Source organism: Amycolatopsis echigonensis (genome assembly GCF_014174495.1).
Taxonomy (GTDB): Bacteria; Actinomycetota; Actinomycetes; order Mycobacteriales; family Pseudonocardiaceae; genus Amycolatopsis; species Amycolatopsis echigonensis.
Genome location: NZ_JACJHR010000029.1, coordinates 82,950 through 105,781, shown reverse-complemented (window position 1 = coordinate 105,781; position 22,832 = coordinate 82,950). Strand labels below are relative to the sequence as shown.

The 22,832-nt window shown below is 69.5% G+C and carries 20 protein-coding genes and 1 riboswitch; of the genes, 11 read left to right on the top strand and 9 right to left on the bottom strand.

The window, feature by feature from the left end; genetic code table 11:
• The first annotated feature begins 61 nt into the window (after window positions 1-61).
• The 4 genes from H5411_RS21310 to H5411_RS21295 all read left to right on the top strand — a co-directional run bounded on the left by H5411_RS21310 (window position 62) and on the right by H5411_RS21295 (window position 5,618).
• Window positions 62-886, top strand: coding sequence for a TatD family hydrolase (locus H5411_RS21310; RefSeq protein ID WP_101437613.1), 825 nt, complete (start codon window positions 62-64; stop codon window positions 884-886).
• A 427-nt stretch (window positions 887-1,313) separates the two neighbouring features.
• A complete protein-coding gene (locus H5411_RS48490; protein ID WP_183124811.1) occupies window positions 1,314-2,702 on the top strand; it encodes a resuscitation-promoting factor in 1,389 nt (462 codons plus the stop codon).
• A gap of 98 nt (window positions 2,703-2,800) precedes the next feature.
• A complete protein-coding gene (gene rsmA / locus H5411_RS21300; protein ID WP_183124800.1) occupies window positions 2,801-3,643 on the top strand; it encodes a 16S rRNA (adenine(1518)-N(6)/adenine(1519)-N(6))-dimethyltransferase RsmA in 843 nt (280 codons plus the stop codon).
• A 655-nt stretch (window positions 3,644-4,298) separates the two neighbouring features.
• Window positions 4,299-4,389: riboswitch (SAM riboswitch) on the top strand.
• A 215-nt stretch (window positions 4,390-4,604) separates the two neighbouring features.
• Window positions 4,605-5,618: a methionine ABC transporter ATP-binding protein gene (locus H5411_RS21295; protein ID WP_183124799.1), complete on the top strand. Its 1,014-nt coding sequence runs from the start codon at window positions 4,605-4,607 to the stop codon at window positions 5,616-5,618.
• Window positions 5,619-5,727: 109 nt separating this feature from the next.
• Here the strand turns inward: H5411_RS21295 and H5411_RS21290 are convergent, their stop codons facing one another.
• Complete coding sequence (locus H5411_RS21290) at window positions 5,728-6,201, bottom strand: hypothetical protein (protein ID WP_183124798.1); 474 nt, start codon at window positions 6,199-6,201, stop codon at window positions 5,728-5,730.
• A 121-nt stretch (window positions 6,202-6,322) separates the two neighbouring features.
• On the opposite strand from H5411_RS21290, the gene H5411_RS21285 reads away from it, so the two are divergent.
• The 3 genes from H5411_RS21285 to H5411_RS21275 all read left to right on the top strand — a co-directional run bounded on the left by H5411_RS21285 (window position 6,323) and on the right by H5411_RS21275 (window position 10,867).
• Window positions 6,323-7,291 (top strand): 4-(cytidine 5'-diphospho)-2-C-methyl-D-erythritol kinase, encoded by a 969-nt coding sequence (locus H5411_RS21285; RefSeq protein WP_183124797.1) that lies wholly within the window; start codon window positions 6,323-6,325, stop codon window positions 7,289-7,291.
• Window positions 7,292-7,329: 38 nt separating this feature from the next.
• Window positions 7,330-9,099, top strand: a complete 1,770-nt coding sequence (locus H5411_RS21280) for an ABC-F family ATP-binding cassette domain-containing protein (RefSeq protein WP_183124796.1) — start codon at window positions 7,330-7,332, stop codon at window positions 9,097-9,099.
• A 79-nt stretch (window positions 9,100-9,178) separates the two neighbouring features.
• A complete protein-coding gene (locus H5411_RS21275; RefSeq protein WP_183124795.1) occupies window positions 9,179-10,867 on the top strand; it encodes a fatty acyl-AMP ligase in 1,689 nt (562 codons plus the stop codon).
• Window positions 10,868-11,038: 171 nt separating this feature from the next.
• On the opposite strand, the gene H5411_RS21270 is transcribed toward H5411_RS21275, so the two are convergent.
• The 3 genes from H5411_RS21270 to H5411_RS21260 all read right to left on the bottom strand — a co-directional run bounded on the left by H5411_RS21270 (window position 11,039) and on the right by H5411_RS21260 (window position 12,828).
• The gene (locus H5411_RS21270) at window positions 11,039-11,407 is read right to left on the bottom strand and encodes a DivIVA domain-containing protein (RefSeq protein WP_101437621.1); all 369 of its coding nucleotides are present in this window, start codon (window positions 11,405-11,407) and stop codon (window positions 11,039-11,041) included.
• A gap of 217 nt (window positions 11,408-11,624) precedes the next feature.
• Window positions 11,625-12,218, bottom strand: a complete 594-nt coding sequence (gene pth, locus H5411_RS21265) for an aminoacyl-tRNA hydrolase (protein ID WP_101437622.1) — start codon at window positions 12,216-12,218, stop codon at window positions 11,625-11,627.
• Between the two features lie 10 nt (window positions 12,219-12,228).
• Window positions 12,229-12,828: a 50S ribosomal protein L25/general stress protein Ctc gene (locus tag H5411_RS21260; RefSeq protein ID WP_183124794.1), complete on the bottom strand. Its 600-nt coding sequence runs from the start codon at window positions 12,826-12,828 to the stop codon at window positions 12,229-12,231.
• Between the two features lie 326 nt (window positions 12,829-13,154).
• Between H5411_RS21260 and H5411_RS21255 the strand changes: the two genes are divergently transcribed.
• Together H5411_RS21255 and H5411_RS21250 are read left to right on the top strand one after the other, a co-directional pair.
• Window positions 13,155-14,270, top strand: a complete 1,116-nt coding sequence (locus H5411_RS21255) for a hypothetical protein (RefSeq protein ID WP_208637417.1) — start codon at window positions 13,155-13,157, stop codon at window positions 14,268-14,270.
• A gap of 110 nt (window positions 14,271-14,380) precedes the next feature.
• Window positions 14,381-15,025, top strand: a complete 645-nt coding sequence (locus H5411_RS21250) for an NAD(P)-dependent oxidoreductase (RefSeq protein WP_183124793.1) — start codon at window positions 14,381-14,383, stop codon at window positions 15,023-15,025.
• 49 nt (window positions 15,026-15,074) lie between these two features.
• Here H5411_RS21250 and H5411_RS21245 read toward each other — a convergent pair whose 3' ends face one another.
• Window positions 15,075-15,920, bottom strand: a complete 846-nt coding sequence (locus H5411_RS21245) for an esterase/lipase family protein (RefSeq protein ID WP_183124792.1) — start codon at window positions 15,918-15,920, stop codon at window positions 15,075-15,077.
• Between the two features lie 110 nt (window positions 15,921-16,030).
• Here H5411_RS21245 and H5411_RS21240 point away from each other — a divergent pair, with 110 nt between their 5' ends.
• A complete protein-coding gene (locus H5411_RS21240) occupies window positions 16,031-16,708 on the top strand; it encodes a TetR/AcrR family transcriptional regulator (RefSeq protein ID WP_183124791.1) in 678 nt (225 codons plus the stop codon).
• Here H5411_RS21240 and H5411_RS21235 read toward each other — a convergent pair.
• A complete protein-coding gene (locus H5411_RS21235) occupies window positions 16,644-17,516 on the bottom strand; it encodes a TIGR03621 family F420-dependent LLM class oxidoreductase (protein WP_183124790.1) in 873 nt (290 codons plus the stop codon). The two genes, H5411_RS21240 and H5411_RS21235, sit on opposite strands and share 65 nt — an antisense overlap.
• 95 nt (window positions 17,517-17,611) lie before the next feature.
• Here H5411_RS21235 and H5411_RS21230 point away from each other — a divergent pair, with 95 nt between their 5' ends.
• Entirely contained in the window at window positions 17,612-18,037 is a 426-nt protein-coding gene (locus H5411_RS21230; RefSeq protein WP_101441047.1) for a pyridoxamine 5'-phosphate oxidase family protein, read from the top strand.
• Window positions 18,038-18,561: 524 nt separating this feature from the next.
• Here H5411_RS21230 and H5411_RS21225 read toward each other — a convergent pair.
• Genes H5411_RS21225 through H5411_RS21215 form a run of 3 tightly spaced genes read right to left on the bottom strand, consistent with a single transcriptional unit; the run spans window position 18,562 to window position 22,761 of the window.
• Window positions 18,562-19,542: a ribose-phosphate diphosphokinase gene (locus H5411_RS21225; RefSeq protein ID WP_101437629.1), complete on the bottom strand. Its 981-nt coding sequence runs from the start codon at window positions 19,540-19,542 to the stop codon at window positions 18,562-18,564.
• Window positions 19,539-21,035 carry a bifunctional UDP-N-acetylglucosamine diphosphorylase/glucosamine-1-phosphate N-acetyltransferase GlmU gene (gene glmU / locus H5411_RS21220; RefSeq protein ID WP_183124789.1) on the bottom strand — a complete coding sequence of 499 codons (1,497 nt, stop codon included), beginning with the start codon at window positions 21,033-21,035 and terminating at the stop codon, window positions 19,539-19,541. The genes H5411_RS21225 and glmU overlap by 4 nt, the downstream gene beginning before the upstream one ends.
• A gap of 46 nt (window positions 21,036-21,081) precedes the next feature.
• A complete protein-coding gene (locus H5411_RS21215) occupies window positions 21,082-22,761 on the bottom strand; it encodes a GGDEF domain-containing protein (protein WP_101437631.1) in 1,680 nt (559 codons plus the stop codon).
• Window positions 22,762-22,832: the final 71 nt, after the last annotated feature.

The following is a 22,832-nucleotide window of genomic DNA, read 5'->3' as shown; positions in this document are numbered from 1 at the left end:
CTGAGTCCGTGAGGGTTCCCCTCACGGCATCCGGGGGCGGGTGCGCAGTAGCTTGGGGGCCATGGGTGACGAAAAGCGCGAACTTCCCCCGATCCCCGACCGGCTGCCGGTGACGGTGGTCGACGCGCACACTCACCTGGACGCGTGCGGAGCGAAGACCGCGGCCGATGTTGCGGAGATGGTTGACCGGGCGGAGCGGGCTGGAGTTGCTCGCGTCGTCACAGTCGCGGACGATCTTGCCGCTGCTCGCTGGGCTTCCGAAGCGTCCACCTGGGACTCTCGCGTCTTCGCCGCAGTAGCTATCCATCCCACGCGCACCAAGGAATTCGGGCCGGATGAACAGTCCGAAGTGGAGCGTTTGGCGCGCGGGGAGCGAGTGGTCGCGGTTGGTGAGACCGGCCTCGATTACTACTGGGACTACTCGCCGCACGATGCGCAGCAGGCGGCGTTTCGCTGGCACATCGACCTCGCGAAGCGGCTTGGCAAAGCGCTCATGATCCACGATCGCGACGCGCACGAGGACGTGCTTCGCATTCTCGACGAGGAAGGCGCGCCCGAGACGGTCGTCTTCCACTGCTTCTCCGGCGACGAGCGGATCGCGCGCCGCTGTATCGACAAGGGCTACATCTTGTCCTTCGCCGGCACGGTCACCTTTAAGAACGCCCGCGGGCTGCACGAGGCCGCGCGCATCGTGCCGCGCGGGCAGTTCCTTGCGGAGACGGACGCGCCGTTTCTGACGCCTCATCCCTACCGTGGGCGGCCGAACGAGCCGTATTGCACCGCCTACACCGTTCGCTTCCTCGCTCAGCTGCGCGGCGAAGCGGTCCACGAGGTGGCCGAAGCGGTCCGGACCACTGCCGAACGCGCATACCAGCTGCCCACGTGATTCCGTAGTGTCACAACGGGTTGCACGGATTGCGACATTCGAGACCGCGCATTCGTCCACCTGATGAGTGACACAAGTCACGACACTCCGGGGGGTGTTTGCGCAACCTGCCGACACCCGTTACTGTCCCGTGATCGTGCCGGTCGGTACCGCGCAGCGGAGCCGGCTGATACGCCCACCAGTCACGTCAGTGCACGTCGGGGAAGCGGAACCGAGGTTGGTACGACTCGGAACCGTGACGATGGCGCTGGCTGGGGGTGTCGGACTTGAGAGGCGCACCTGAGGGTGCGTCGCGAACGAAGGACGACGCGCGACGATCGCGCGGTGTCTTGGGAAAGGGAACGACCCGGTGACTGGTAGTCGGCAGGATGACTCGCGTCTTGACGCGGGTTCGGCGTATTTCTCCTCCTCCGAGTCCTCGGTGGCCGTGCTCGACCGCGAGCTCGAGGACACCGCCTACGGGCAGCTTGACTTCTCCGACGAGCTTCGCGTGACCGAGCAGGACGTGCTCGCCGCGCTCGGCCCGGACGCCGACGCTCTGATGTCGGAAATCGACGTCGACGTCGACGAGCTGATCCGCCTCATCAACGCGGAAACCACGATGCTTCCGCCGCTCGTCCTCCCGGACGAGGTCGAGCAGGACCGCACCGCCTCCCCGCAGGCCAAGAAGGCCGCGGTCGAGGAAGGGCTGCGCGAGGCGACCAAGACCTGGAAGCGCCGCTTCCTCAAGGGCGCCGTGCTTTCGCTGCTGGTCACCGTCGGCGGTGGCGGCGCGGCGGCGCTCGCGATGAACAAGAGCATCACCGTCGACGTCGACGGCCACCAGCAGACCGTGCACAGCTACGGCGGCACCGTCGGCGAGGTGCTCAAGGACGCGGGCCTGTCGGTCGGCGAGCACGACGCGCTTTCGCCCTCTCCGCAGGCGCAGGTCGGCGACGGCGGCGTCATCAAGCTCGAGCGCGGCCGTCAGCTGAACCTCGTCGTGGACGGCGTGTCGCGGCCCTCCTGGGTCCGGGCGACCACGCTCGGCGAGGCCATGAACCAGCTCGGCATGGGCAGCATGCTTTCGCAGGGCGCGTGGACGTCGATGCCGTCGTCCGGCGAACTGCCGCTCGAGGGCTCCACCGTCCAGGTCAAGACCCTCAAGCACATCACGCTTTTCGACGGCACCAACGCGCCGCGCCAGGTGAGCACCAACGCGGTGACCACCAAGGAGCTCGTCTCCGACCTGAAGCTGAACCTGGGCCCGGACGACGCGATCGAGGGCGGCCTCGACGTCAGCCTGAAGAACGGCGCCGAGGTCCACGTCAGCCGCATGGGCGTGTCGATGGTCAACCAGGAAGAGACCATCGACCCCGAGGTGCAGAAGGTCGACGACCCGACGCAGCTGCAGGGCCAGCAGAGCGTCGAGGACCCGGGCACGCCGGGCAAGAAGCTGGTGACCTACAAGGTCACCAAGCGCAACGGCGAAGAGATCTCTCGCGAGCAGGTCTCGGAGAAGACCCTCGTCGAGGCCAAGGCCAAGATCATCAAGGTCGGCACCAAGCAGCCGCCGCAGCCGGCGATCGGCGACGGGTCCGCGTGGGACCGCATCGCGCAGTGCGAGTCGGGCGGCAACTGGGCCATCAACTCCGGCAACGGCTACTACGGCGGCCTCCAGTTCGACAAGCAGACCTGGGACGCCTACGGCGGTGACCAGTACGCCTCGCTGCCGAACCAGGCGAGCCGGGAGCAGCAGATCGCGGTGGCCGAGAAGGTCCGCGACGCTCGCGGCGGCAGCTACAGCGCCTGGCCGGTCTGCGGCCAGCGCGCCTGATCGGGTTTTCCGCCGGTGGTCGTGGGCTTCGTGCCCGCGGCCACCGGCTTTTTCGTGCCGCGAGCAGGGTCGCGGGCGGCGCTGGGTAGGCTCGTCCGGTGGTGGAACTGCTGGGACCTGCCGAAATCCGCGGGCTGGCCGACGAACTCGACGTCCGGCCCACGAAGAAGCTCGGGCAGAACTTCGTGCACGACCCCAACACGGTCCGCCGCATCGTCGAACTCGGCGGCGTGCGGCTGGGGGACGTCGTGCTGGAGGTCGGGCCCGGTCTCGGCTCGCTGACGTTGGGGCTGCTCGCCGCGGGCGCTCAGGTCATCGCTGTGGAGGTCGACCCGGTACTCGCCGCCCGCCTGCCGCGCACCGTGGCCGAGCGCGCGCCGGAGGCAGCGGACCGGCTGACCGTTGTCGGAGCTGACGCGCTGCGGGTGCGGGCCGCCGATCTGCCGGCGGAGCCGGTGTCGATCGTGGCGAACCTCCCGTACAACGTCGCGGTGCCCGTGGTGCTGCACCTGCTGGCCGAACTGCCGTCGCTGCGCGGCGGGCTCGTGATGGTCCAGACCGAGGTCGCCGACCGGATGGCTGCCGGACCGGGCAGCCGCACCTATGGCGTGCCGAGCGTGAAGCTCGCTTGGTACGGCCCGGCGCGCAAGGTCGCCGCGGTGCCGCGTGCGGTGTTCTGGCCGGTGCCGAACGTCGATTCCGCGCTGGTGTCGTTCACCCGGACTGATCCGGTGTCCGGCGTGGACCGCGCGCGGCTGTTCGCTGTGGTCGACGCGGCGTTCTCTCAGCGGCGCAAGACATTGCGGGCGGCTTTGGCGGGGTGGGCCGGTTCCGCCGAGCGGGCTGGCGAGTTGCTCGCGGAGGCGGGGATCGATCCGAAGACGCGCGGGGAGCAGCTGGACGTGCACGCGTTCGCCCGGATCGCGGCTGCCGGAAACTGAGCAGGAACCCCTGCCGCGACGACGACGCTGGGTTCCCCAGTACCGTCGCTGGTCCGCCTTCTCCCTCGCGCTCCTTCGCAGGCGTGGCGAGCACCTCCCCCATCGCGGTACACCTTCGCCAGTCGAGCTCGTTTTCGCTGTTCAACGGCGGGAGCGCGGCGGGTATTCCGCGATCGGGAGCTGGGTTTGCGTCATCGCTGATCGTGGGCGATTCGGGGCCGCGCCACTACTCTCGGTCATGGCGTGAGCGCGGTGGAAGCTGTGACGAGCGGCTCGTCCGGCCCGCGGCATTCGGGGGAGTCCGCGTGCTCCCCGCTCCCGATTGTTCCGCGGCGCGACCGGAGGTGCTTCGCTCCGGTGACCTATCTCGACCCGGCCGTGGACCCGCCGAGCCGAGCGCCGAGGCCTGGGAGCGAAGCGCCCTTGACAACGAAAAAAGTCTTGTTCCATAAAGATCCTTGATCGTCCACAGTGGAACGAACTAGTTCGCGAACGACGCTCGTCACGAGCGTTTCGCAGGTCGAGGCACTGTTCGGCGACCGAGGTTCCGGGTTTCGCGGAACAGGACGGGCGTCCCGGTATGCGGGCACCACCAGACGTGTGATCTGCACCAACGCGCTTGCGTTCAGCCAATGGGATCGGCTTTACTCGAAAGCGTCCATCCCGAGCGACTGAGAGACCTGGCTCGCCGAAGTCGCAGCAACCACCCTCCGCAGGGCAGGTGCTACCGCCAGGACCGATGGAGGCTGTTTTCGATGAAGAGGGTCACCCGCCCGCTCCTGCTGACCCGCCGACGTGTAGTCGACGAAGGTCGCCGCTCGGTATGTGCGTGTCGACGCTCCATGGCCATCGCCTGATCGTTTTTTCCGCACTTTCTTGCGCCGTCCACTGTGGACGGTAATTCGATGACGCCTGGCGCGCCCGGAAACGGCGCCGCGCCTCGTTTGCCTGGAGCCCTTTCGTGATCACTGTCGAAAACGTGTCCAAGTCCTTTCCCTTCCACGGAAACCGGGTCGCCGCGCTGCGCGACGTGAGCGTTGACGTGCAAGCCGGCTCGCTGTTCGGGGTCGTGGGTCCGTCCGGTTCCGGCAAGTCGACCCTCGCCCGCTGCATCGCGCTGCAGGAGCGTCCCGACCGCGGCGTCGTGCGGCTCGACGGCCTCAACACCGCGACGCTCGACGGCAAGCGGCTGCGGGAAATCCGCCGCCAGCTGGGGGTCGTCGGGACCAAGCCGGAGCTGATCGCCGAGCGCACCATCGCCGGCAACATCGCCAGCCCGCTGGAGCAGCTCGGCGTCGACGGCCCGCAGCGGCGCAGCCGGGTCGGCTCGCTGCTCGACCTGGTCGGCCTCACCGCCCGCGCCGCGCAGAAGCCGGAAGAACTCACCGACGGCCAGCTGCGCCGGGTCGCGGTCGCGAAGGCGCTCGCCGCCGGACCGGCCGTGCTGCTCGCCGACGACCCGACCGCCGGGGTCGCCGCCGAGGAGGCCGGCGCGGTGCTCGCCGTGCTCGACCGGGCGCGGGCCGAGCAGGGCGTGACGGTCGTCGTCACCACGCCGGACGCGGACGTCGTCCGCCGGGTCTGCGACGACGTCGCGGTGCTCGACAACGGCGCGATCGTCGAGCGCGGCACGGTGCTCGACCTGATCTCGACGCCGGACAGCTGGACCGCGCAGGCGGTGCTGCCGTCGATCGAGACGTCGCGCGCCCAGTCCGCGAAGTACGACCGCTCGGTCGACGTCGTCCTGATCGGTTTCGCGTCGGTGGGCGCGTTGCTGCCCGAGGCGGCCAGCCGCTTCGACGTGGAACTCGCCACCATCGGCGGCGGTCTCACCCGCATCGGGGACACCCCGATCGCCCGCTTCCGTCTCGGTGTCCGCGGCGAGCGGGCCGACGCCGCGCTGTCCTGGATCTCCGACCGGGGCGCGCACGTGAGCCAGCCGGTTCGCGGACCGCAGAGCGTGGTCGCTGCCTGATTTCCCTTTCGCCGAACCGTTTTTCGAGGGCCGCTCCAATCGGTTGGAGCGGCCCTCGCCGTATCCGCGGGACGCGCCGCCCCAGGAATTGGGTCACGCGGCCGGACTGTTAGGACAACCGTCCTGAAGTCTGTCCATTGTGGTCGTTCCGGCGGAGGATCTCCGCGAGCTCCGGATCCGCGTGCGCCTCGGCGGTCTGCTTCCACGTGGCCACGAGGGCGGCGAACGGCACCGGGTTGCCGAGGGATTCGGCTCGCTCCAGGGTTTCGGCCAGTTCGCCGGCGAACCTCCGCACCTCGTCCGCCGACAGGTACCGCGCCCACGGGAACGCGGCGGGCAGCGCGTCAGCGGCGAGCGCGGCCGTCTCGCTGCTGCGGCGCATCAGCTCCACGAGGAGCGTGACGGTCGCCGAAAACCCGGCCGCTACCTGCTCGGCGCGTTCGGCGGTGACCAGGACCAGATCGGGTTTGTCCTTCTCCCGTCGGCGAATCCGGACCGAACGGCTCGGCGAACCCTCGAGCTGTTCGACGACCCGGCGCGGGTGCAGGGACAGCTCGGACAGGTTGGCCTCCGGAGTGCGCATAGTTCCAAAGTAGTTCCAAACTAGTCCGCCTGCCCACTCCCGGACGACGACTGGGGGAACTTCTGCGCCGACGTTTTCTCCTGGCGGGACCTGGCGCGGCGCAGCCACGTAGGCTGGACGGGTGCTCGCCGTCGTTCCTCCACCAGTCACCGTCCGGGTCCCGGCCAAGGTCAACCTGCACCTGGCCGTCGGCGACCTGCGGACGGACGGGTTCCACGAGCTGGTCACCGTCTTCCAGGCGCTTTCGCTCACCGACGAGGTGACCGTCGCGGCCGCCGACGAGCCCGGGCTCGAGGTGTACGGCGAGGGGGAGCGCACGGTGCCCACCGACGGCGCCAACCTCGCCTGGCGCGCGGCTCGCGAGCTGGCCTCCTACGCCGGACGGCCGGACGCGGACGAGCCGAAGGTGCGAATCGTGCTGCGCAAGGGCATTCCGGTCGCCGGCGGCATGGCGGGCGGGAGCGCGGACGCGGCGGCGGCGCTGGTCGGGCTCTCGTCGCTGTGGAAGCTCGACGTCACGCGCGACGAGCTGGCCACCGTCGCCGGACGGCTGGGCAGCGACGTGCCCTTCGCGCTGTACGGCGGCACTGCGCTCGGCACCGGCCGCGGTGAGCAGCTCGTGCCGGTGCTCGCGCGGCACACGTTCCACTGGGTGCTGGCCTTCGACGAGGAGGGGCTCTCCACGCCCAAAGTGTTCGGCGAACTCGACCGGTTGCGCGCCGACGGCAAACCGCCGCGGATCGGATCGCACACGCCGGTCGTGGAGGCGCTCGCGTCGGGTGATCCTCGCCAACTCGCCCTGTTGCTCGGCAATGACTTGCAGGCGGCCGCGGTGTCGCTGCGGCCTGGCCTGCGCCGCACGCTGCGCGCCGGGGTGAACGCGGGCGCGCTGGCCGGATGCGTGTCCGGCTCCGGACCCACCTGCGCGTTCCTGTGCTCCGACGCGGAAACCGCGGTCGAGGTGGCCGCTGAGCTGTCCGGCGCGGGCGTCTGCCGCACGGTGCGGGTCGCGCACGGCCCGGTGCCCGGGGCCCGGGTGGTCGGCGGCGACGACGCGCCGCGCAACGCGCCGCCGCGCGTGCACGCCTGAAAAGCTTGAATCAACAGTCCACAGTGGAAAGGATCCGGATGGCCAACCTGGTCAACCTGGAATCGGTGAGCAAGTCCTACGGTGTGAAGCCGTTGCTGGACAACGTTTCCCTCGGCGTCGCCGAGGGGCAGCGAATCGGTGTCGTCGGGCTCAACGGCGGCGGCAAGACCACGCTGCTCGAAGTCCTTTCCGGACTGAGTGAGCCGGATTCCGGCCGGGTGAGCCAGGTGCGCGACCTGCGGATGGCCGTCGTCACCCAGCGCACCGAACTGCCAACGGGCAGCACGGTCGGCGATGTGGTGCTGCAGCGCTACGGAGCCGAGCACGAATGGGCCGCCGACGCGCGCGTCCGGTCCATTGTGGACGGTCTGGGCATCACCGCGATCGGCCTCGACACCCCGACCGCGAACCTGTCCGGTGGAGAACGCCGTCGCGTCGCGCTGGCCGCCGCGCTCACCGGCGAACTCGACCTGGTGGTGCTCGACGAGCCCACCAACCACCTTGACGTCGAAGGCGTTCGCTGGCTCGCCGACCATCTGCTGGGCCGCCGGATCGCGGTCGTGGTCGTGACGCACGACCGGTGGTTCCTCGACACCGTCGCGAGCCTCACGTGGGAGGTCGCGAACGGCAGGGTCGAGCAGTACGAAGGCGGTTACGCCGACTGGATTTTCGCCCGCGCCGAACGGGCCCGCCTCGCCGCGACCGCGGAGGAGAAGCGGCAGAACCTGGCGCGCAAGGAATTGGCGTGGCTGCGGCGAGGTCCGCAGGCGCGTTCCTCGAAGCCGCGGTACCGCGTCGAGGCCGCCGAGGCGCTGATCGCCGACGTGCCGCCGCCGCGTGATTCCGTGGAGCTGATGGCGTTCGCGAAACGCCGGCTCGGCAAGACGGTGCTGGAACTGGAAGACGTGTCGCTGTCCGTCGGCGACCGGACGCTGCTCGACCACGTCACGTGGCGGATCGGCCCTGGCGACCGGATCGGTCTCGTCGGCGTGAACGGCTCGGGCAAGACCACGCTGTTGAAGCTGCTGGGCGGCGACGTCGAATCGTCGACCGGACGGCGGGTCCAAGGCAAGACGGTCGCGCTCGCGCACCTGCGGCAGGAACTCGACGACCTGCCTGCTGATCTTCGCGTGCTGCAGGCGATCGAGCAGGTCGCGGGGCGCGTCGTGTTCGGCAAGCAGGAGATGACCGCGTCGCAGCTCGGCGAGAAGCTCGGCTTCCCGGCCGCGCGCCAGTGGACGCCGGTCGGCGACCTCTCCGGCGGCGAACGGCGTCGGCTGCAGCTGTGCCGGTTGCTGATGGCCGAGCCGAACGTGCTGCTGCTGGACGAGCCGACGAACGACCTGGACATCGACACCCTGCAGCAGCTCGAAGACCTGCTCGACGGCTGGCCGGGCACGATGGTGGTGGTCTCGCACGACCGGTACCTGGTGGAGCGGGTTTGTGACGCCACGTACGCGCTCCTCGGCGACGGCAAGGTCACCCACCTGCCTGGCGGCATCGAGGAGTACCTGCAGCGCCGCGCTCGCGCGAAGGAAGCCGCGCCGCGTCGCGAGGCACCTCCCGCGGAGAAGACCGAAGCCAAACGTAGCGCGGCGGAAACCCGTGCGGCGCAAAAGGAATTGGGCCGGTTGGAGCGGAAGCTGGACCAGCTCGCGAAGCGGGAAGAGAAGCTGCACGCCGCGCTGGCGGAAGCGGCGACCGACCCGGAGAAGCTGATCGAGCTGAACACCGACCTGAAGGCCGTGCTGGCGGAGAAGGACGACGTCGAGGCGCGCTGGCTGGAGACGTCCGAACTCGCCGAGTGAGGCCGCGTCCGCAACCCGTCATCCGCCGTTCACGCCGCCGCGGGAAGGCCCGGAAAAACCGGACAGTAATCTGACGCACATGAGTCGGTTTGTGGACACACTCGTCGGGACTGCGGCGGACCGGGGGCAACGGCGCGGCATGGTGACCGGCGAGCCCAAGGAGCCGGTGCGCCGGACTTGGGCCCAGGTGCACGACGAAGCCCGCCGGATCGCGGGCGGGCTGGTCAGCGGGGGTTTGGCGCCGGGGAGCGCGGCGGCGGTGCTGGCCGCCGCACCGGTGCTCATTGCCCCGACCGTGCAGGCGGTATGGCTCACCGGCGGCAGCGTGACGATGCTGCACCAGCCGACGCCGCGCACCGACCTCGCCGAATGGGCCGAGGACACGGTGAAGGTGCTCGAGATGATCGGGGCCGAGCTGGTCGTGCTCGGCGAACCGTTCGACCAGCTCGCCCCGGTGCTGGAAGGCAAGGGCATCAACTACCGGCTGATCTCCGAACTGGCCGGAGCCGAACCGCTCGCCGAGATCGTGCCGACCGCCGAGAGCGACACCGCGCTCCTGCAGCTGACCAGCGGATCGACCGCGGAGCCGAAGGCCGTCCGGATCACCTACGGCAACCTGTACACCAACGTCAAGGCGATGGTCGACCGCGCCGAGTTCGACTTCGACAACGACGTGATGGTGTCCTGGCTGCCGACCTTCCACGACATGGGCATGGTCGGCTTCCTGACCGTGCCGATGACGTTCGGCGTCGAACTGATCAAGATCACCCCGGTCGAATTCCTCACCGGGCCGCTGATCTGGCCGGAGCTGATCAGCAAGTACGGCGGCACCACGACGGCCGCGCCGAACTTCGCGTACGCCATCGTCGGCAAGCGCATGGCCCGCGTCGAGGACGACAACGCCTACGACCTGTCGAAGCTGCGCATCGCGCTCAACGGCGCCGAGCCGATCGACGAGACGGCCGTCCAGACCTTTGTGGACGCCGGGAAGCGGTTCCACATGCCGCCCGAGTGCGTGTTCCCCGCGTACGGCATGGCAGAGGCGACGCTGGCGGTCTCGTTCGCGCCGCTGTTCACCGGCCTCACGCTGGACGTCGTCGAAGCGGACGCGCTGGAGGCCGACAACCGCGCGGTGCCGGTCCCCGAAGGCGACCCCCGCCGCGGAACGGACGAGGTGCGCTCGTTCGCCCTGCTCGGCCGCCCGCTCGACGGCTTGGAAGCGGACATCGTCGATGATTCCGGCACCGTGCTGGGTGAACGGCAAGTCGGCGAGATCCGCCTGCGCGGCGAGGCCGTGACACCCGGCTACCTGACCGTCGACGGCCCGCTGGACACCCAGGACCAGGACGGCTGGATGAAGACCGGCGACCTGGGTTACCTGGTCGACGGCCAGATCGTGATCTGCGGCCGCCGCAAGGACGTCATCATCATGGGCGGCCGCAACCTGTACCCGACCGACATCGAACGCGCCGCCGGCTCGGTCGAGGGCGTCCGGGCAGGCAACGCCGTCGCCGTCCGCCTGGACGCGGGCAGCCGCCGCGAACGCTTCGCCGTGGTCGTGGAGTCCAAACTGGCCGGTGACGCCGCCGAGGAAAACCGCCTGTCGAAGGAAATCGCCGCCCGCGTCCGAGACGCCGTGGACATGCGCCCCTTCGCCGTAGTGGTCCTCCCCGCCGGCAGCCTCCCCAAAACCCCCTCCGGCAAGGTGAAACGCGCCGCGACCGCGGTCCAATACGCGGACAAAATCGCGAAAAACGCAGACGCCTAGCCACCCACCCAACCGCACCTGGCACACAAAACCCACCAGCGCAGCCAGACCCGGCCCAGCACCCTCAGACCGTAGTCACACTCAGCTTCGGGGTGCCCCCACGCAACCCTCCCCGGGCGCAATGTGCGAAGCACGAGCCGTCAGCTCATTCCCCGGCTAACACCGCCGAGCTCACCGCCGCGGCATCTCCTCCACCGGCGCCTCCGCGACCACCGGCCACGCAGCCCTCCCCGCAGTGGCCTGCCCAGGATCCCGGCTCCCCGGAATCATCGGAGCCCTCCGTCCGGACCTCTCGGCCAGCTGCGTCTCCACCTCGTCGAGGAACTGGTCGACCTCGCGCTCGTCGTACCCTCGCTTGCCGATCAACGGCTTGGAGAACAGCACGTGGTGGACCTCGGCCGCGGTGAGATCGTCCTCGTCGGCGAGAGTTTTGGCGATCCGCCGCACGAAGTCGTCGACCTCGTGCTTGGCGTAGCCGCGGCGGCCGATCGGGGCGTTACCGAAAGCGACCTCAGCGAGATCCTCGGCGGTAAACGGCATGGATCATTCTCCGATTCAGGGTCGGGGTGATGCGCTCTCCTGAACTCCGTCCTAACTGGTCCCGGCCACTCCGGGAAGCCCGCACCCGCCCGGACGACTCGATCAGGGCCCCAGAAGCCGCCCATCGAGTGAGAAATCCATCACGCACGGCCACGACGTCTCACCCACACGCACAACGGCCTGACATGGCCTCAACGCGGCGTTGAGGGAAAAGCGCTCAGGCGGCGTGGAACGCGTTCTGCGCGGCGGCCAGCCCCTGCGAAATCAACGCCTCGGTGGCGTCCGCGCACCGGTCGATCTCGAACGGGAGCTCCTTGCGCTCGACCGTCGAGAAGTCCTTCAGCACGAAATCCGCCGGATCCTGCCTGCCCGGCGGCCGCCCGATGCCGAAACGCACGCGGTAGTAGTCACGCGTGCCGAGCGATTTGGTGATGGACCGAAGTCCGTTGTGCCCGTTGTCGCCGCCGCCGAGCTTGAGCTTCAGCGCGCCGAAATCGACGTCCAGCTCGTCGTGCACCACCACGACGCCGGACGGCGGGACTTTGTAGAACCGGGCCGCGCCGACCACCGGCCCCCCGGAGAGGTTCATGAACGACCGCGGCTTCACCAGCACCACGCGGGAGCCCGCGAGCCTGCCCTCGAGCACCTCGGCCCCGCTGCGGTGGGCCTTGAACTTCCCGCCGATCCGGCCGGCCAGCTCGTCCAGCACCATGAACCCGACGTTGTGCCGGTTCCCGGCGTACTGGGGCCCGGGATTGCCGAGGCCGGCGAGCAGAATCAGCTCGCCGGCCCCGGGCACGTCTTCACTCACGAAAGCGAGTTTATTCGGCGTCTTCGGCCGCGGCTTCCTCGGCTTCGGCGTCCTCGTCAGCGGAGCCGCGCGGGGCCTCGTTGACGGCGACGACGAGCGCCTCGGGGTCGGTGACCAGCTCGGCGCCCGCGGGCAGGGCGATCTGGCCGGCGGTGATCTGGGTGCCCGCCTCGATGCCCTCGACGGAGACCTCGAACTGCTCGGGGATGTGCAGCGCCTCGACCTCGACCTGGATCGTGTCGATGTCCTGGGCGACCAGGGTGCCCGGGCCAGGCGTGCCGGAGACGACGACCGGGACGTCGACGGTGACCTTCTCGCCGCGCTTGACGACCAGCAGGTCGACGTGCTCGATGTAGTTCTTGAGCGGGTGGACCACGATGGTCTTGGTCAGGGCCAGCTCGATGTTGCCCTGCAGGTCGAGCGTGATGACGGCGTTGGTGCCGTTCTCGCGGACGACGCGGGCGAACTCGATGGCCGGCAGCGCGAAGTGCCGCGGGTCCGAGCCGTGCCCGTAAAGCACCGCGGGGATTTTGCCGGCGCGACGGGTGCGGCGGGCGGCACCCTTTCCGAACTCGGTGCGCGGTTCGACGGAAAGACGTACCTCGGACACGGTGTAGCACTCCTTCAAATCACACGACGTGCGGCAGGGGGCGGCGGGATCGTCGATCTCTGCTCGGGGGCGGTTGTGCACGGCGGCGAGATTGCGGGCGTGAGCAGACCACGGGGCTTCTCGAGCCGCCGCGTCGATCACGCCGGGCACCCACTGGCGCACCCGCCTCGCCGAGACAACCCGAGAAGTGTAAACCAGCCGGTCCGCGCGGGCGTGCACCGGGTCGTCCCACGCTCCCCCGCGCGGGTGGGTGACGACACAATTCCCGTCCCGCCCGCCGATCTCAGGGGGGTGGCATGATTCCGGCGGAAAGAGGGGCGGCCGACATGCGGGCTCGATGGACTGCGACAGCACTGGTGCTGCTTGGTGGGCTTCTCGCGGGCTGCCAGGTCGCGGTGACCGGCACGGCGGGACTGTCCGATGCCGACCGGCAGCTGGCTACGGAGCGTGCGCAGCAACAGGCGGCGGTCGACGCCGCGCTGCAGTCGCTGGAGCAGGCACCGGCGCTGCAATACGACGCGACGCTGAAGGACGGTGCCGGCAACCCGGCGACGCTGACGTACCGCGTCGCGCGCGACGGCAACGGCTTCGGCGCGCTGCCGTTGGAAGGCAAGTCGGTGCGGATCACCGAGCCGGACGGGCAGCTGTACCTCGCGGCCGACGCGGACTACTGGAAGTCGCACGGCCTGGAAGAGAACAGCACCCAATTCGGCGACGGATGGGTGCACACCGTCGGCAGCGAACTGCCCGTCGACCCGGCCGCGCGGATGGCCCCGCCGAAGCTCGCCGGCGAACTGCGCAAGGCGCTCGGCGGCCTCGGTTCCGGCGCTCCGCAGAAGCAGAAGCTGCCCGACGGCACCGAGGTGTACGACCTCGGCGGCGCGCTGCAGGTGACCGCCGCCGAACCGCACCGGGTCACCGGATTCGCGCCGGCGCTGCTCGATCCGCGCGGCGGCCCGAAGCTGGGTGCGGCGTTCCGGGTCCGGCCGCTCAACGCGTCCGAGATCAAGCAGTTCCACACCGATTTCGACGGCGCGATCGACGCGATCGGGCAGCCGTTCGACGGGCTCGCGCAGGCGAGCGTCACGGTGCTCAACGACAAACTCGACTGCCAGGACTACGTCGGTTCCTGCAAGACCACAGTGGACGTTTCGAACAGCGTCGTCGGCAATCAGCCTGGTTCGAAACCGAGCGTGCACATCAAGCTTTCGGTGGAGATCAGCGCGGACACGCTCGGCTCGCAAACCTGCGCCACGGAGGGCGACGCCGACGCGGACGCGACCATCACGATGTCCTGCTCGGTCAAATTCACCCTGCCCAACCGCACCGCGAGCTACCAGGTGCTGGCGAAGCCGACGGCGGTCGCCGAGGTGCGGTCGCCGGTCGACGCGAACGCGGTGAAGGCGAAGCTGGCCACCGCTTTCGCCGCGCTCGGCGGCTGACCTGCACGCTCACCTCGGGGTGCGTTGCTTCCGTTGAAGTAGCCGAAGACCCGTCCCTACCATCGGCGGCGTCGAGGTCTTAGAGACGGACTTACTTTCGAGGAGCGGCAATGAGCAAGCTGGTGGTGTTCGGCGCGACGGGATTCGCCGGCGGCCGGATCACCGAAGAGGCGCTGCGGCGCGGGCACTCCGTGACCGGGGTCGCGCGCAAGGCCGAGGGGTTGCCGTCGGAGGTCGAAGCGCGGTCGGGGTCGATGCATGACGCGGAGTTTGTCGCTTCGGTGGCCAAGGGTGCGGACGTGCTCGTGGTCGCCACGCCGGGTCGCGCGGACGACGAGGGCCGCCGCCTGGTGGATGCCCTGCCGACACTGGTCGAGGCGGCGCGCGCGAACGGTGCGCGGCTGTCGTTCGTCGGCGGCGCCGGTTCGCTGCGGGTCAGCGAGGACGGCCCGCGTTTGATCGACACCCCGGAGTTCCCGGAGGAGTACAAGCCGGAGGCGGGCAGCCACGTGCTCGTCTTGGAGGCGCTGCGCGAGCTTCCGGACGACGTCGACTGGTTCTACGTCAGCCCGGCGGCCGAGTTCGGTGCGTGGATCCCCGGCGAGCGCACCGGCAAGTTCCGCCTTGGCGGCGACGTGTTGGTCAGCGACGCCGACGGCCGCTCGCACATCAGCGGCGCGGACCTGGCGATCGCGTTCCTGGACGAGATCGAAGAGCCGAAGCACTCGCGCGCCCGGTTCACGCTGGCGTACTGAGCGCCGAACCCGGTGGTGCCTGGTGGCGGCACCACCGGGTCGCATGGGGTCAGCCGGGAGACCCGGCGGTGCAGAGGAATTTCGTGGCGTGGGCCGGGTCGAGTGCGTTGGTGACCAGGTTCCAGACGTTGAGGTCGTAGGCCTCGCCGATGTGCCCGACGGGATCGAACGGGCAGGTGTCCTGGACGTATTCGTTCGTGACGCCCGGCTCGCGCACGAAAGACGTTTCGGTGGGCGTGACGAGTTCGTCGGACCGCGACGTGAGCACCGTGTAGCGCACGCCGTGCTGTGCGATGGGACCGTTCGTGAGCGTCTGGACCGCGCTGCCGCCGGTGATCAGGTTGTCGCAAGCCGGGCAGCCGAACGCGGTGAGGGCCGCGCCGACCTCATCGCGCGCTCCCAGCAGATACGCCAGTTTCGTCAACCCGGCGAAGGTGGTGCCGTGCGTGGGCGGCGCGATGGCCACGACGGACCCGATCCGGTCGGCGATGCCCTGCGTCTTGGTGACGTACAGGGTCTGGAAGCCGCCCTCGGAGTGGCCGACCAGATCCACTTGCGCCGCACCGGTTTCCGTCAGCACCTCGCCGACGAACTGCTTGATTTCCGTTGCGGAGTCGGCGATCGGGCGCAATCCGCCCACGAGCGGGAATTGCGGATAAGCGCCATAGGTGCGGCTGAAGGTGCAGTATCCCTGGGCGGCCACGTGCTCCTGCAGGTAGTTCAAGTCCTCATAGGACGTCGCGCCGAGGCCGTGCAGGAACACCACCGGACGCGGATGCGCGCTGCTCGGCCGGCACGCCGGATCGTTGACGCCGCCGGACGGGGCGGCGGTGGCTGGGGCGGCGAACGCGGCGGTCAGCAATGCCGCGGCGGCCAGGACGATGCGCAACCTCATCGGAGCGGTCCTTCCCTGTCGTCCTTGACAGTGGATACCCGTGGGTATTGGATACCTGAAGGTATTGAGCGGGCTGAGCCAGTGTCAACCCCCGGATGAGGGAGAAGCCGATGACCGGCCGGACGCGGCCGACGCGGGCGGAGACCCGGCGGCGCATCCTCGACGCGGCGTTCGCCGTGTTCGGGGAACAGGGCATCGCCGCGACGAAACTGACCGAGGTGGCCGCCGCGGCTGGACTGACGAAAGGCGCGGTCTACTCGAGTTTTGCGTCGAAAGACGAACTGGTGCTGGCGTTGATGGAAGAACACGCCGCGCACCGGCTCGAGGCGAGCCTGGCGAGTTTCGCCGAGGCGGACGACGGCGGCGCCGGGCTGGCGAACGTCGCCGCGGTGCTGATGTACGAAATGCGCGCCGACGCGGTGTGGCACCGGCTGCTGGCCGAGTTCTTCGCGATGGCGCACCACGACGACCGGCGGCGCGACGCATTGCGCCGACGCCGCCGGGAGGTCCGCGACACGATCGCGCGTGCCTTGAACCGGCTCGCCGAGGGACTGGACCTCGAACTTCCTTTGCCCGCCGAGGAATTCGCCGTCGTGCTGCTCGCCTTGAGCAATGGTTTGGCCGTGGAGGCCGACATCGACGACGAAGCGGTGCCGGACGGCCTCCTCGGCCGAGTGCTCACGCTCATCGCCGGTGACGCCGTCGCGAAGGTGCAGGCGGCGGCTAGCGACCCCGCAGTTCAGCCACCACCGGAGCGAAAGTCTCCATCATTCCCTCGAACACCGTGAAGTAAGAGAAGCTGTACCGTTCGCGGTGCGCGATCAGCTGCTGCACCATTTCGTCCACCGTGCCGAAGAGAAGCTGCGGTGCGCGCAGCAGTTCGTCGACGTCCGCCGCACTGCGTTCCTCGGTCTCGGCGTGCCATTCCGCCGCGGCCTCGCGACGGTCGTCGGTGACCACGACGCGCTGGATCAGCACGTTGTAGTCGATCTCGCGATTCCCCGCCAGGGAGCGGAAATACGCGACGCGCTGGTCCATCGCCACGTCGTTGTCGAGCACGAACGTGCCCGGCGGACGCCCGCGGTCCTGGCGAAGACCTGAGAACCCGACGATGTCCGCCTGTTCCGCCGCCAGCTTGAGCACGCCGTCGCTGTTGCCCGCGATCAAGAGCTTCGGCATGCCGCCCTCGTCCTCGAGGCGCGTGCGCAACTCGTCGAGACCTTCGGCCAGGTACGCGATCCGGTCGGCGGCCTTGCGCCACGGCAGCCCGGCGTCGTCGAACTCGTGCTTCATGTGGCCCGAGCCGAGACCGAGTTCGAAGCGGCCTTCGGTGAGCTTGTTGGTAGTGGCGACGTCGCGGGCGAAAAGCGCGATGTTGTAGAAGGGCACGTTGGACACCAGGGTGCCGACCCGCACCCGCTCGGTCACCGCGGCGGCGGCCGTGAGCGCGGGGAACGGCGACAGCCGCCCCGGCCCGAGATGGTCGGGCACAGTCAGGTGGTCGTAGCCGAGTTCCTCGGCCCGCCGGCTTTTCTCGGTCCATTCGGTGCCGTTGGCGGTGAGCCGGAGGCTGACGCCGAATTCGAATTTCCCCATGGCATGGACGCTATCCAGTCCCGGACGGGTGACGCACCAGTTTTCGCCGCCGGCAGAACCGGTTTTTGTCGTACCCCGTCGCTAGCTTCGGGGGCATGGTGTTGTCGAGTGAAGAACGGGAACAGTTTCTGGCCGAACCACACATCGGGGCGCTCTCGGTGGTCGAGCGCCCGGATCGGGCACCGCTCACGGTGCCGATCTGGTACCAGTACACGCCCGGCGGCGAGCTGTGGGTGAGCACGCCACCGGAATCGCGCAAGGCGAAGGCAATCGAGGCGGCCGGCCGGTTCAGCCTGATGGTGCAACGGGTCGAGCCGACTGTGCGGTACGTGTCGGTCGAGGGGCCGGTGGTGCGCACTCGGCCGGGGAGCTATGAGCTGACGTGGGAGATGGCTTCGCGGTACCTGCCCGCCGACAAGGTGGCCGGGTATGTGGAATTCGAGCGGACGCAGTTGGGGGAGCACATCGCGATCCACATGCGGCCGGAGAGGTGGTTGTCCGCGGACATGGGGAGTGTGTGAGAGCACTCGAGGCGAGGGGTTCGCGGTGAGGAGCAAAGGAGGGTGCGATTGATCAGTAGCGGAGGCGCGGATCTCGTGCGGTGATGAACGCGGCGGGGCCTAGTGGCTCCAGCGGCGCGGAGCGAGTGTGTCTTGGCTGGCCGGTGGCTGTGCGCTGGCTCGTGGCGGGTGGAGCCGCTCAGCTGGCGAGCGCGGCGGTGCGGGTCTAGGCGGGCGCTGAACGCGGCTGGTCTGGCAGCGGCTGTGCGTTGCCTGGTGGCGGGTGGAGCCGCTCGGCTGGCGAGCGCGGCGCTGCGGGTCTAGGCGGGCGCTGAATGCGGCTGGTCTGGCGGCGGAGCGAGCATGGCTGGTTGAGCGGGCTGCCACCGCCCGGCAAGGCGTGGAGGCAAGGTGAGCGTCGTCGGCGAAAGGGCGTGGTCGCCAAACGACGCGACCCGGAGCAGCCAATGCGACCTCAGGCCGCACCCGCCCGCTCCGGGCCGCGTCGATCAGAACCGTTCAGCGCCGTTCCCGCGCCGCAGGGCTCAGGCGTTGCCGTCGAACAGCGAGGTGACCGAGCCGTCCTCGAAGACTTGCTGAATGGCCTCCGCCAGCATCGGGGCGATCGACAGCACCGTCAGGCCGGGGAAGCGCTTCTCGTCCGGGATCGGCAGCGAGTTCGTCACGATGACCTCGCGGGCCTTGCACTGCGAGAGCCGCTCGGTGGCCGGGTCGGAGAGGATGCCGTGCGTGGTCGCGATGACCACGTCCGCCGCGCCCTCTTCCAGCAGGGCCTCGGTGGCCTTCACGATCGTGCCGCCGGTGTCGATCATGTCGTCGATCAGCACGCAGAGCTTGCCCTGGACCTTGCCGACGACGCGGTTGGCCACGGCCTGGTTCGGCTTGTCCGGGTCGCGGGTCTTGTGGATGAACGCGATCGGCCGGTCGCCGAGCTGCTGCGCCCACTTCTCGGCCAGCCGCACGCGGCCCGAGTCCGGCGAGACGACGGTGATGTCGGCGTTGCCGTAGGTCTCCTTGATGTGGTCGGCGAGCACCGTCTGCGCCATCAGGTGGTCGACCGGGCCGTCGAAGAAGCCCTGGATCTGCGCGGTGTGCAGGTCGACCGTCATGATCCGGTCCGCGCCCGCGGTCTTGAACAGGTCCGCGATGAGCCGCGCCGAGATCGGCTCGCGGCCCTTGTGCTTCTTGTCCTGCCGTGCGTACGGATAGAACGGCATGACCACGGTGATCCGCTTGGCGCTCGCGCGCTTGAGCGCGTCCACCATGATCAGCTGCTCCATCACGTACTCGTTGATGGGCGTGGTGTGCGCCTGGATCACAAACGCGTCGGTACCGCGCACCGACTCCTCGAAGCGCACGAACAACTCGCCGTTGGCGAACGTGTGCGCCGTCTGCGGGGTGATCGTCACGTTGAGGTGCTTGGCGACCTCTTCCGCGAGCTCGTGGTGCGCACGCCCGGAGAAGAGCATCAGATTCTTCTTCGGCGTACCTGACTTCGGACTCATGCTGGCGACTCCCCGTCGGTTCCTGCTGCTGACTCGGACACAACGGTGTCCTGCTGCTGGGCGGCGAGAGCAGCTTCCGCTGCCTCCGCCGCGGGCGTCCCCGGCCTGCGCCGGACCGCCCAGCCTTCGATGGTGCGCTGCGGGCCGGCCGACAGCGCCAAGGAGCCAGGCGGAACGTCGTCGCGGATCACCGCACCGGCTCCACTGTAAGCGCCGTCCCCGATCCGCACCGGCGCGACCAGCGTGTTGTCCGCCCCAAGCCGGACATGCGAACCGACGACGGTCTGGTGCTTGCTCACCCCGTCGTAGTTCACGAACACGCTGGAACAGCCGATGTTGCTGTGCTCGCCGACGATCGCGTCGCCCACATACGTGAGATGCGGCACCTTCGTCCCGGTGCCGATTTGCGCGTTTTTCGTCTCGACGAACGCGCCCAGCTTGCCCTTCGCACCGAGCTTCGTGCCCGGCCGCAGGTAGGTGTAGGGACCGACATTGACGCCGTCGCCCAGCTCAGAGCCCGAACCGTGCACACGGACGACCGAGGCGCCCGCGCCGATCCGCACGTCGGTCAGCGTCGTGTCCGGGCCCACCACCGAGCCCTCGCCGACCGAGCAACGGCCCTTGAGCTGGGTGTTCGGCTCGATCAGCACGTCACGGGAGAGCGTGACGTCCGCCTCGATCCAGGTCGTGTTCGGGTCGGTGACCGTGACGCCTTCGCGCTGCCAGCGGCGCACGATGCGGCGGTTGTACTCGGCGCCGAGCACCGAAAGCTGCACGCGGTCGTTCACGCCCTCGGTGACCCACGGGTCGTCGACCACCAGCGCGCCGACGCCCTTGCCGTCCTCGCGCGCGATGCCGAGGACGTCGGTGAGGTAAAGCTCACCCTGCGCGTTGTCGGTGGACAGCCGCGACAGGCCGTCGATCAGCACGGACGCGTCGAAGGCGTAGACGCCGGAGTTGATTTCGGTGATCGCCCGCTGCTCGGGCGTCGCGTCCTTGTGCTCGACGATCGCGCTGACCGAACCGTCGGCGCCGCGGACGATGCGGCCGTAGCCGGTCGGGTCGGCGACCTCGGCGGTGAGCACGGTGACCGCGTTGCCCGTCTTGGCGTGCTCGGCCCGCAGCGATTCCAGGGTTTCGGTGTCCAGCAGCGGAACGTCGCCGTAGCTGACGACCACGGTGCCGGTGAGTCCTTCCGGCAGCTGCGCCAGCGCGCACGAAACGGCGTGCCCGGTGCCCTTCTGCTCTTCCTGCACGGCGGTGGCGACCTCGCGGCCGAGCGCCTCTCCGACCCGGTCGAGCTCGGCGCGCACGGCGTCGCGGCCGTGTCCGATCACGACCACCAGATGCTGCGGCGCGAGGCCGGCGGCGGCGCGCACAGCGTGTTCCACCAGCGGCCTTCCGGCGATGGGGTGCAACACCTTAGGAGTGGAGGAACGCATGCGGGTGCCCTCACCCGCAGCGAGGATCAGCGTGCTCAGCGGGCCGCTCACGAGTCTCCCAACGAATTCACCGGTGCGTTGACGAGCACCAACGATCCTACGTGGGGTCCTCCGCGCTCCACGCGGGGTCGGTCGGAGCGGTTTCCGCAGGCCAGCCGCCCGCGCCGTCGCCTGCCATCGAGTTGGCCGACGCGACCTGGTTGCCCCCGCCGCGTTTCGCTTCGTACATCGCCGCATCCGCGCGCGCGAGGACCTGTTCGGCCCGCTCCTGCGGACGCAGCGACACCAGTCCGATGGACAACGTCACCCCGTGCGAAAGGTGGTGCGGCAGCGTCGCGACCGACTTGGCCGCACGGCCAAGCGCCATCTTCGCCGCCGATGCCGGTGCTCCGGGCAGCAGCACGACGAACTCGTCGCCGCCGTAGCGGGCCACTACGTCGTCGCCGCGCAAAGCGTCGCGCAGAGTGCTTGCGACAACACGCAAAACGTTGTCGCCCTCGGCGTGCGACTGCTTGTCGTTGACGCCCTTGAACCCGTCGAGGTCGACGAGCGCGACCGCGAGCGGCTGGGCGTCCGCCGACGACGCCAGCGCGCGCAGCCGTTCGTCGAGCGCGCGACGGTTCGGCAGACCGGTGAGCGGATCCTGCAGTGCCTGCTGGGTGATCGCGCCGTGCTCGGCGGAAAGCCGTTCATGCTCGCGACGCGCGTTCAGCGTGGCGATCTGAGATTCGCGCAGTGCCCACATTTCGGTTTCCAGCGCGGTCGCGTAGTCGATCAGCGACTGGCTCCCGGCTTCCGGGTCGAGGCGGGCGAGTTCGCGGGAGAGGGTGAGCCGCATCGACGGCTGCGAGACGTCCTCGGCCAGCACCTCGCGGGACTCGCGCAGCACGCGCAGCGCGTCGGCGCGGCGGCCGGCCTGGTCGAGGCAGCGGGCCAGTGCGATCGCGACCAGCTCCTGCTCGTGCGGGTAGTGATGGCCGAGATGCATGCTCTGCAGCCGTTCGACGTGCTCGGCGGACGGGTCGTTCAGCGCGAGCGCCGCGGCCAGCACGCCGACCTGGTCGACCGCGGCCACCCCGATCTTGCGCGGGAACAGCGATTCGGCGAACGGGCCCTCCGCGGCCACCGCCATCGACGCGGCGGTACGGAACTTCTCCGCCGATTCGTCGTACTGCTCGATCCGCTCGAGCCGAAGGCCCCAGCCGAGCAGCATCTTGACCCGGTTCATCAGCTGCAGGGTGATCTCGTGCGGGCTCGCGCTTTCCCGGATCGCCTGGTGCGCCCGGCCGATCACCTCTTCGGCGGCCTCGTAGACGCCGAGCTGATTGAGCACTATCCAGCAGTCGATGAGCGCCATCGACTGCATGCGGTTCCAGTTGCGCACGCCGACCTGGCGGTCCGGGATCGTGGAATCGTCGAGGATCGCGAGCGCGCGGGCGATCTCGGTGAGCGCGGCGTCCTCCTGCGCGGCGAGCACGAGCCGGCGCCCGCGCAGCGCGTGCGCGTCCGCGCGCAGCAGCGACAAGCCGTGCCGCCGGGTGTGGGCGAGCATCTCGTCGAGCCGGGGTTCGGCCTCGGCGGCGAGGCCGCGGGTGACGAGCCGGGCGAAAGCGGAGGCGCGCAGCAACTGGGCGACGAGCGTGGGCTCACCCCGGCGGAGGGTTTCCTCGAGCAGCTCGTCCATGATCTTGACGATCTCGAGCTGGCTCTCGTGCTCCTGGCGCTGAACGGCCGCGATGAGTTCCCGCGCGCGCCCCACCAGCCACGCGTCCGACATCTCGACCAGGGTCGGGCGACGGGCGCCCGCGGGGTCGCTCGGTTCCTCGCTCAGCCGCCCCCACTCCCATC

Excerpts from the sequence above, each read along its gene's own strand:
- H5411_RS21310 (WP_101437613.1), top strand. The coding sequence starts at position 62 with ATGGGTGACGAAAAGCGCGAACTTCCCCCGATCCCCGACCGGCTGCCG.
- H5411_RS21290 (WP_183124798.1), bottom strand. The coding sequence starts at position 6,201 with ATGCGCACTCCGGAGGCCAACCTGTCCGAGCTGTCCCTGCACCCGCGC.
- H5411_RS21280 (WP_183124796.1), top strand. The coding sequence starts at position 7,330 with ATGGCCAACCTGGTCAACCTGGAATCGGTGAGCAAGTCCTACGGTGTG.
- H5411_RS21275 (WP_183124795.1), top strand. The coding sequence starts at position 9,179 with ATGAGTCGGTTTGTGGACACACTCGTCGGGACTGCGGCGGACCGGGGG.
- H5411_RS21270 (WP_101437621.1), bottom strand. The coding sequence starts at position 11,407 with ATGCCGTTTACCGCCGAGGATCTCGCTGAGGTCGCTTTCGGTAACGCC.
- H5411_RS21255 (WP_208637417.1), top strand. The coding sequence starts at position 13,155 with ATGCGGGCTCGATGGACTGCGACAGCACTGGTGCTGCTTGGTGGGCTT.
- H5411_RS21250 (WP_183124793.1), top strand. The coding sequence starts at position 14,381 with ATGAGCAAGCTGGTGGTGTTCGGCGCGACGGGATTCGCCGGCGGCCGG.
- H5411_RS21245 (WP_183124792.1), bottom strand. The coding sequence starts at position 15,920 with ATGAGGTTGCGCATCGTCCTGGCCGCCGCGGCATTGCTGACCGCCGCG.
- H5411_RS21240 (WP_183124791.1), top strand. The coding sequence starts at position 16,031 with ATGACCGGCCGGACGCGGCCGACGCGGGCGGAGACCCGGCGGCGCATC.
- H5411_RS21235 (WP_183124790.1), bottom strand. The coding sequence starts at position 17,516 with ATGGGGAAATTCGAATTCGGCGTCAGCCTCCGGCTCACCGCCAACGGC.
- H5411_RS21230 (WP_101441047.1), top strand. The coding sequence starts at position 17,612 with ATGGTGTTGTCGAGTGAAGAACGGGAACAGTTTCTGGCCGAACCACAC.
- H5411_RS21225 (WP_101437629.1), bottom strand. The coding sequence starts at position 19,542 with ATGAGTCCGAAGTCAGGTACGCCGAAGAAGAATCTGATGCTCTTCTCC.
- H5411_RS21215 (WP_101437631.1), bottom strand. The coding sequence starts at position 22,761 with ATGTCGGACGCGTGGCTGGTGGGGCGCGCGCGGGAACTCATCGCGGCC.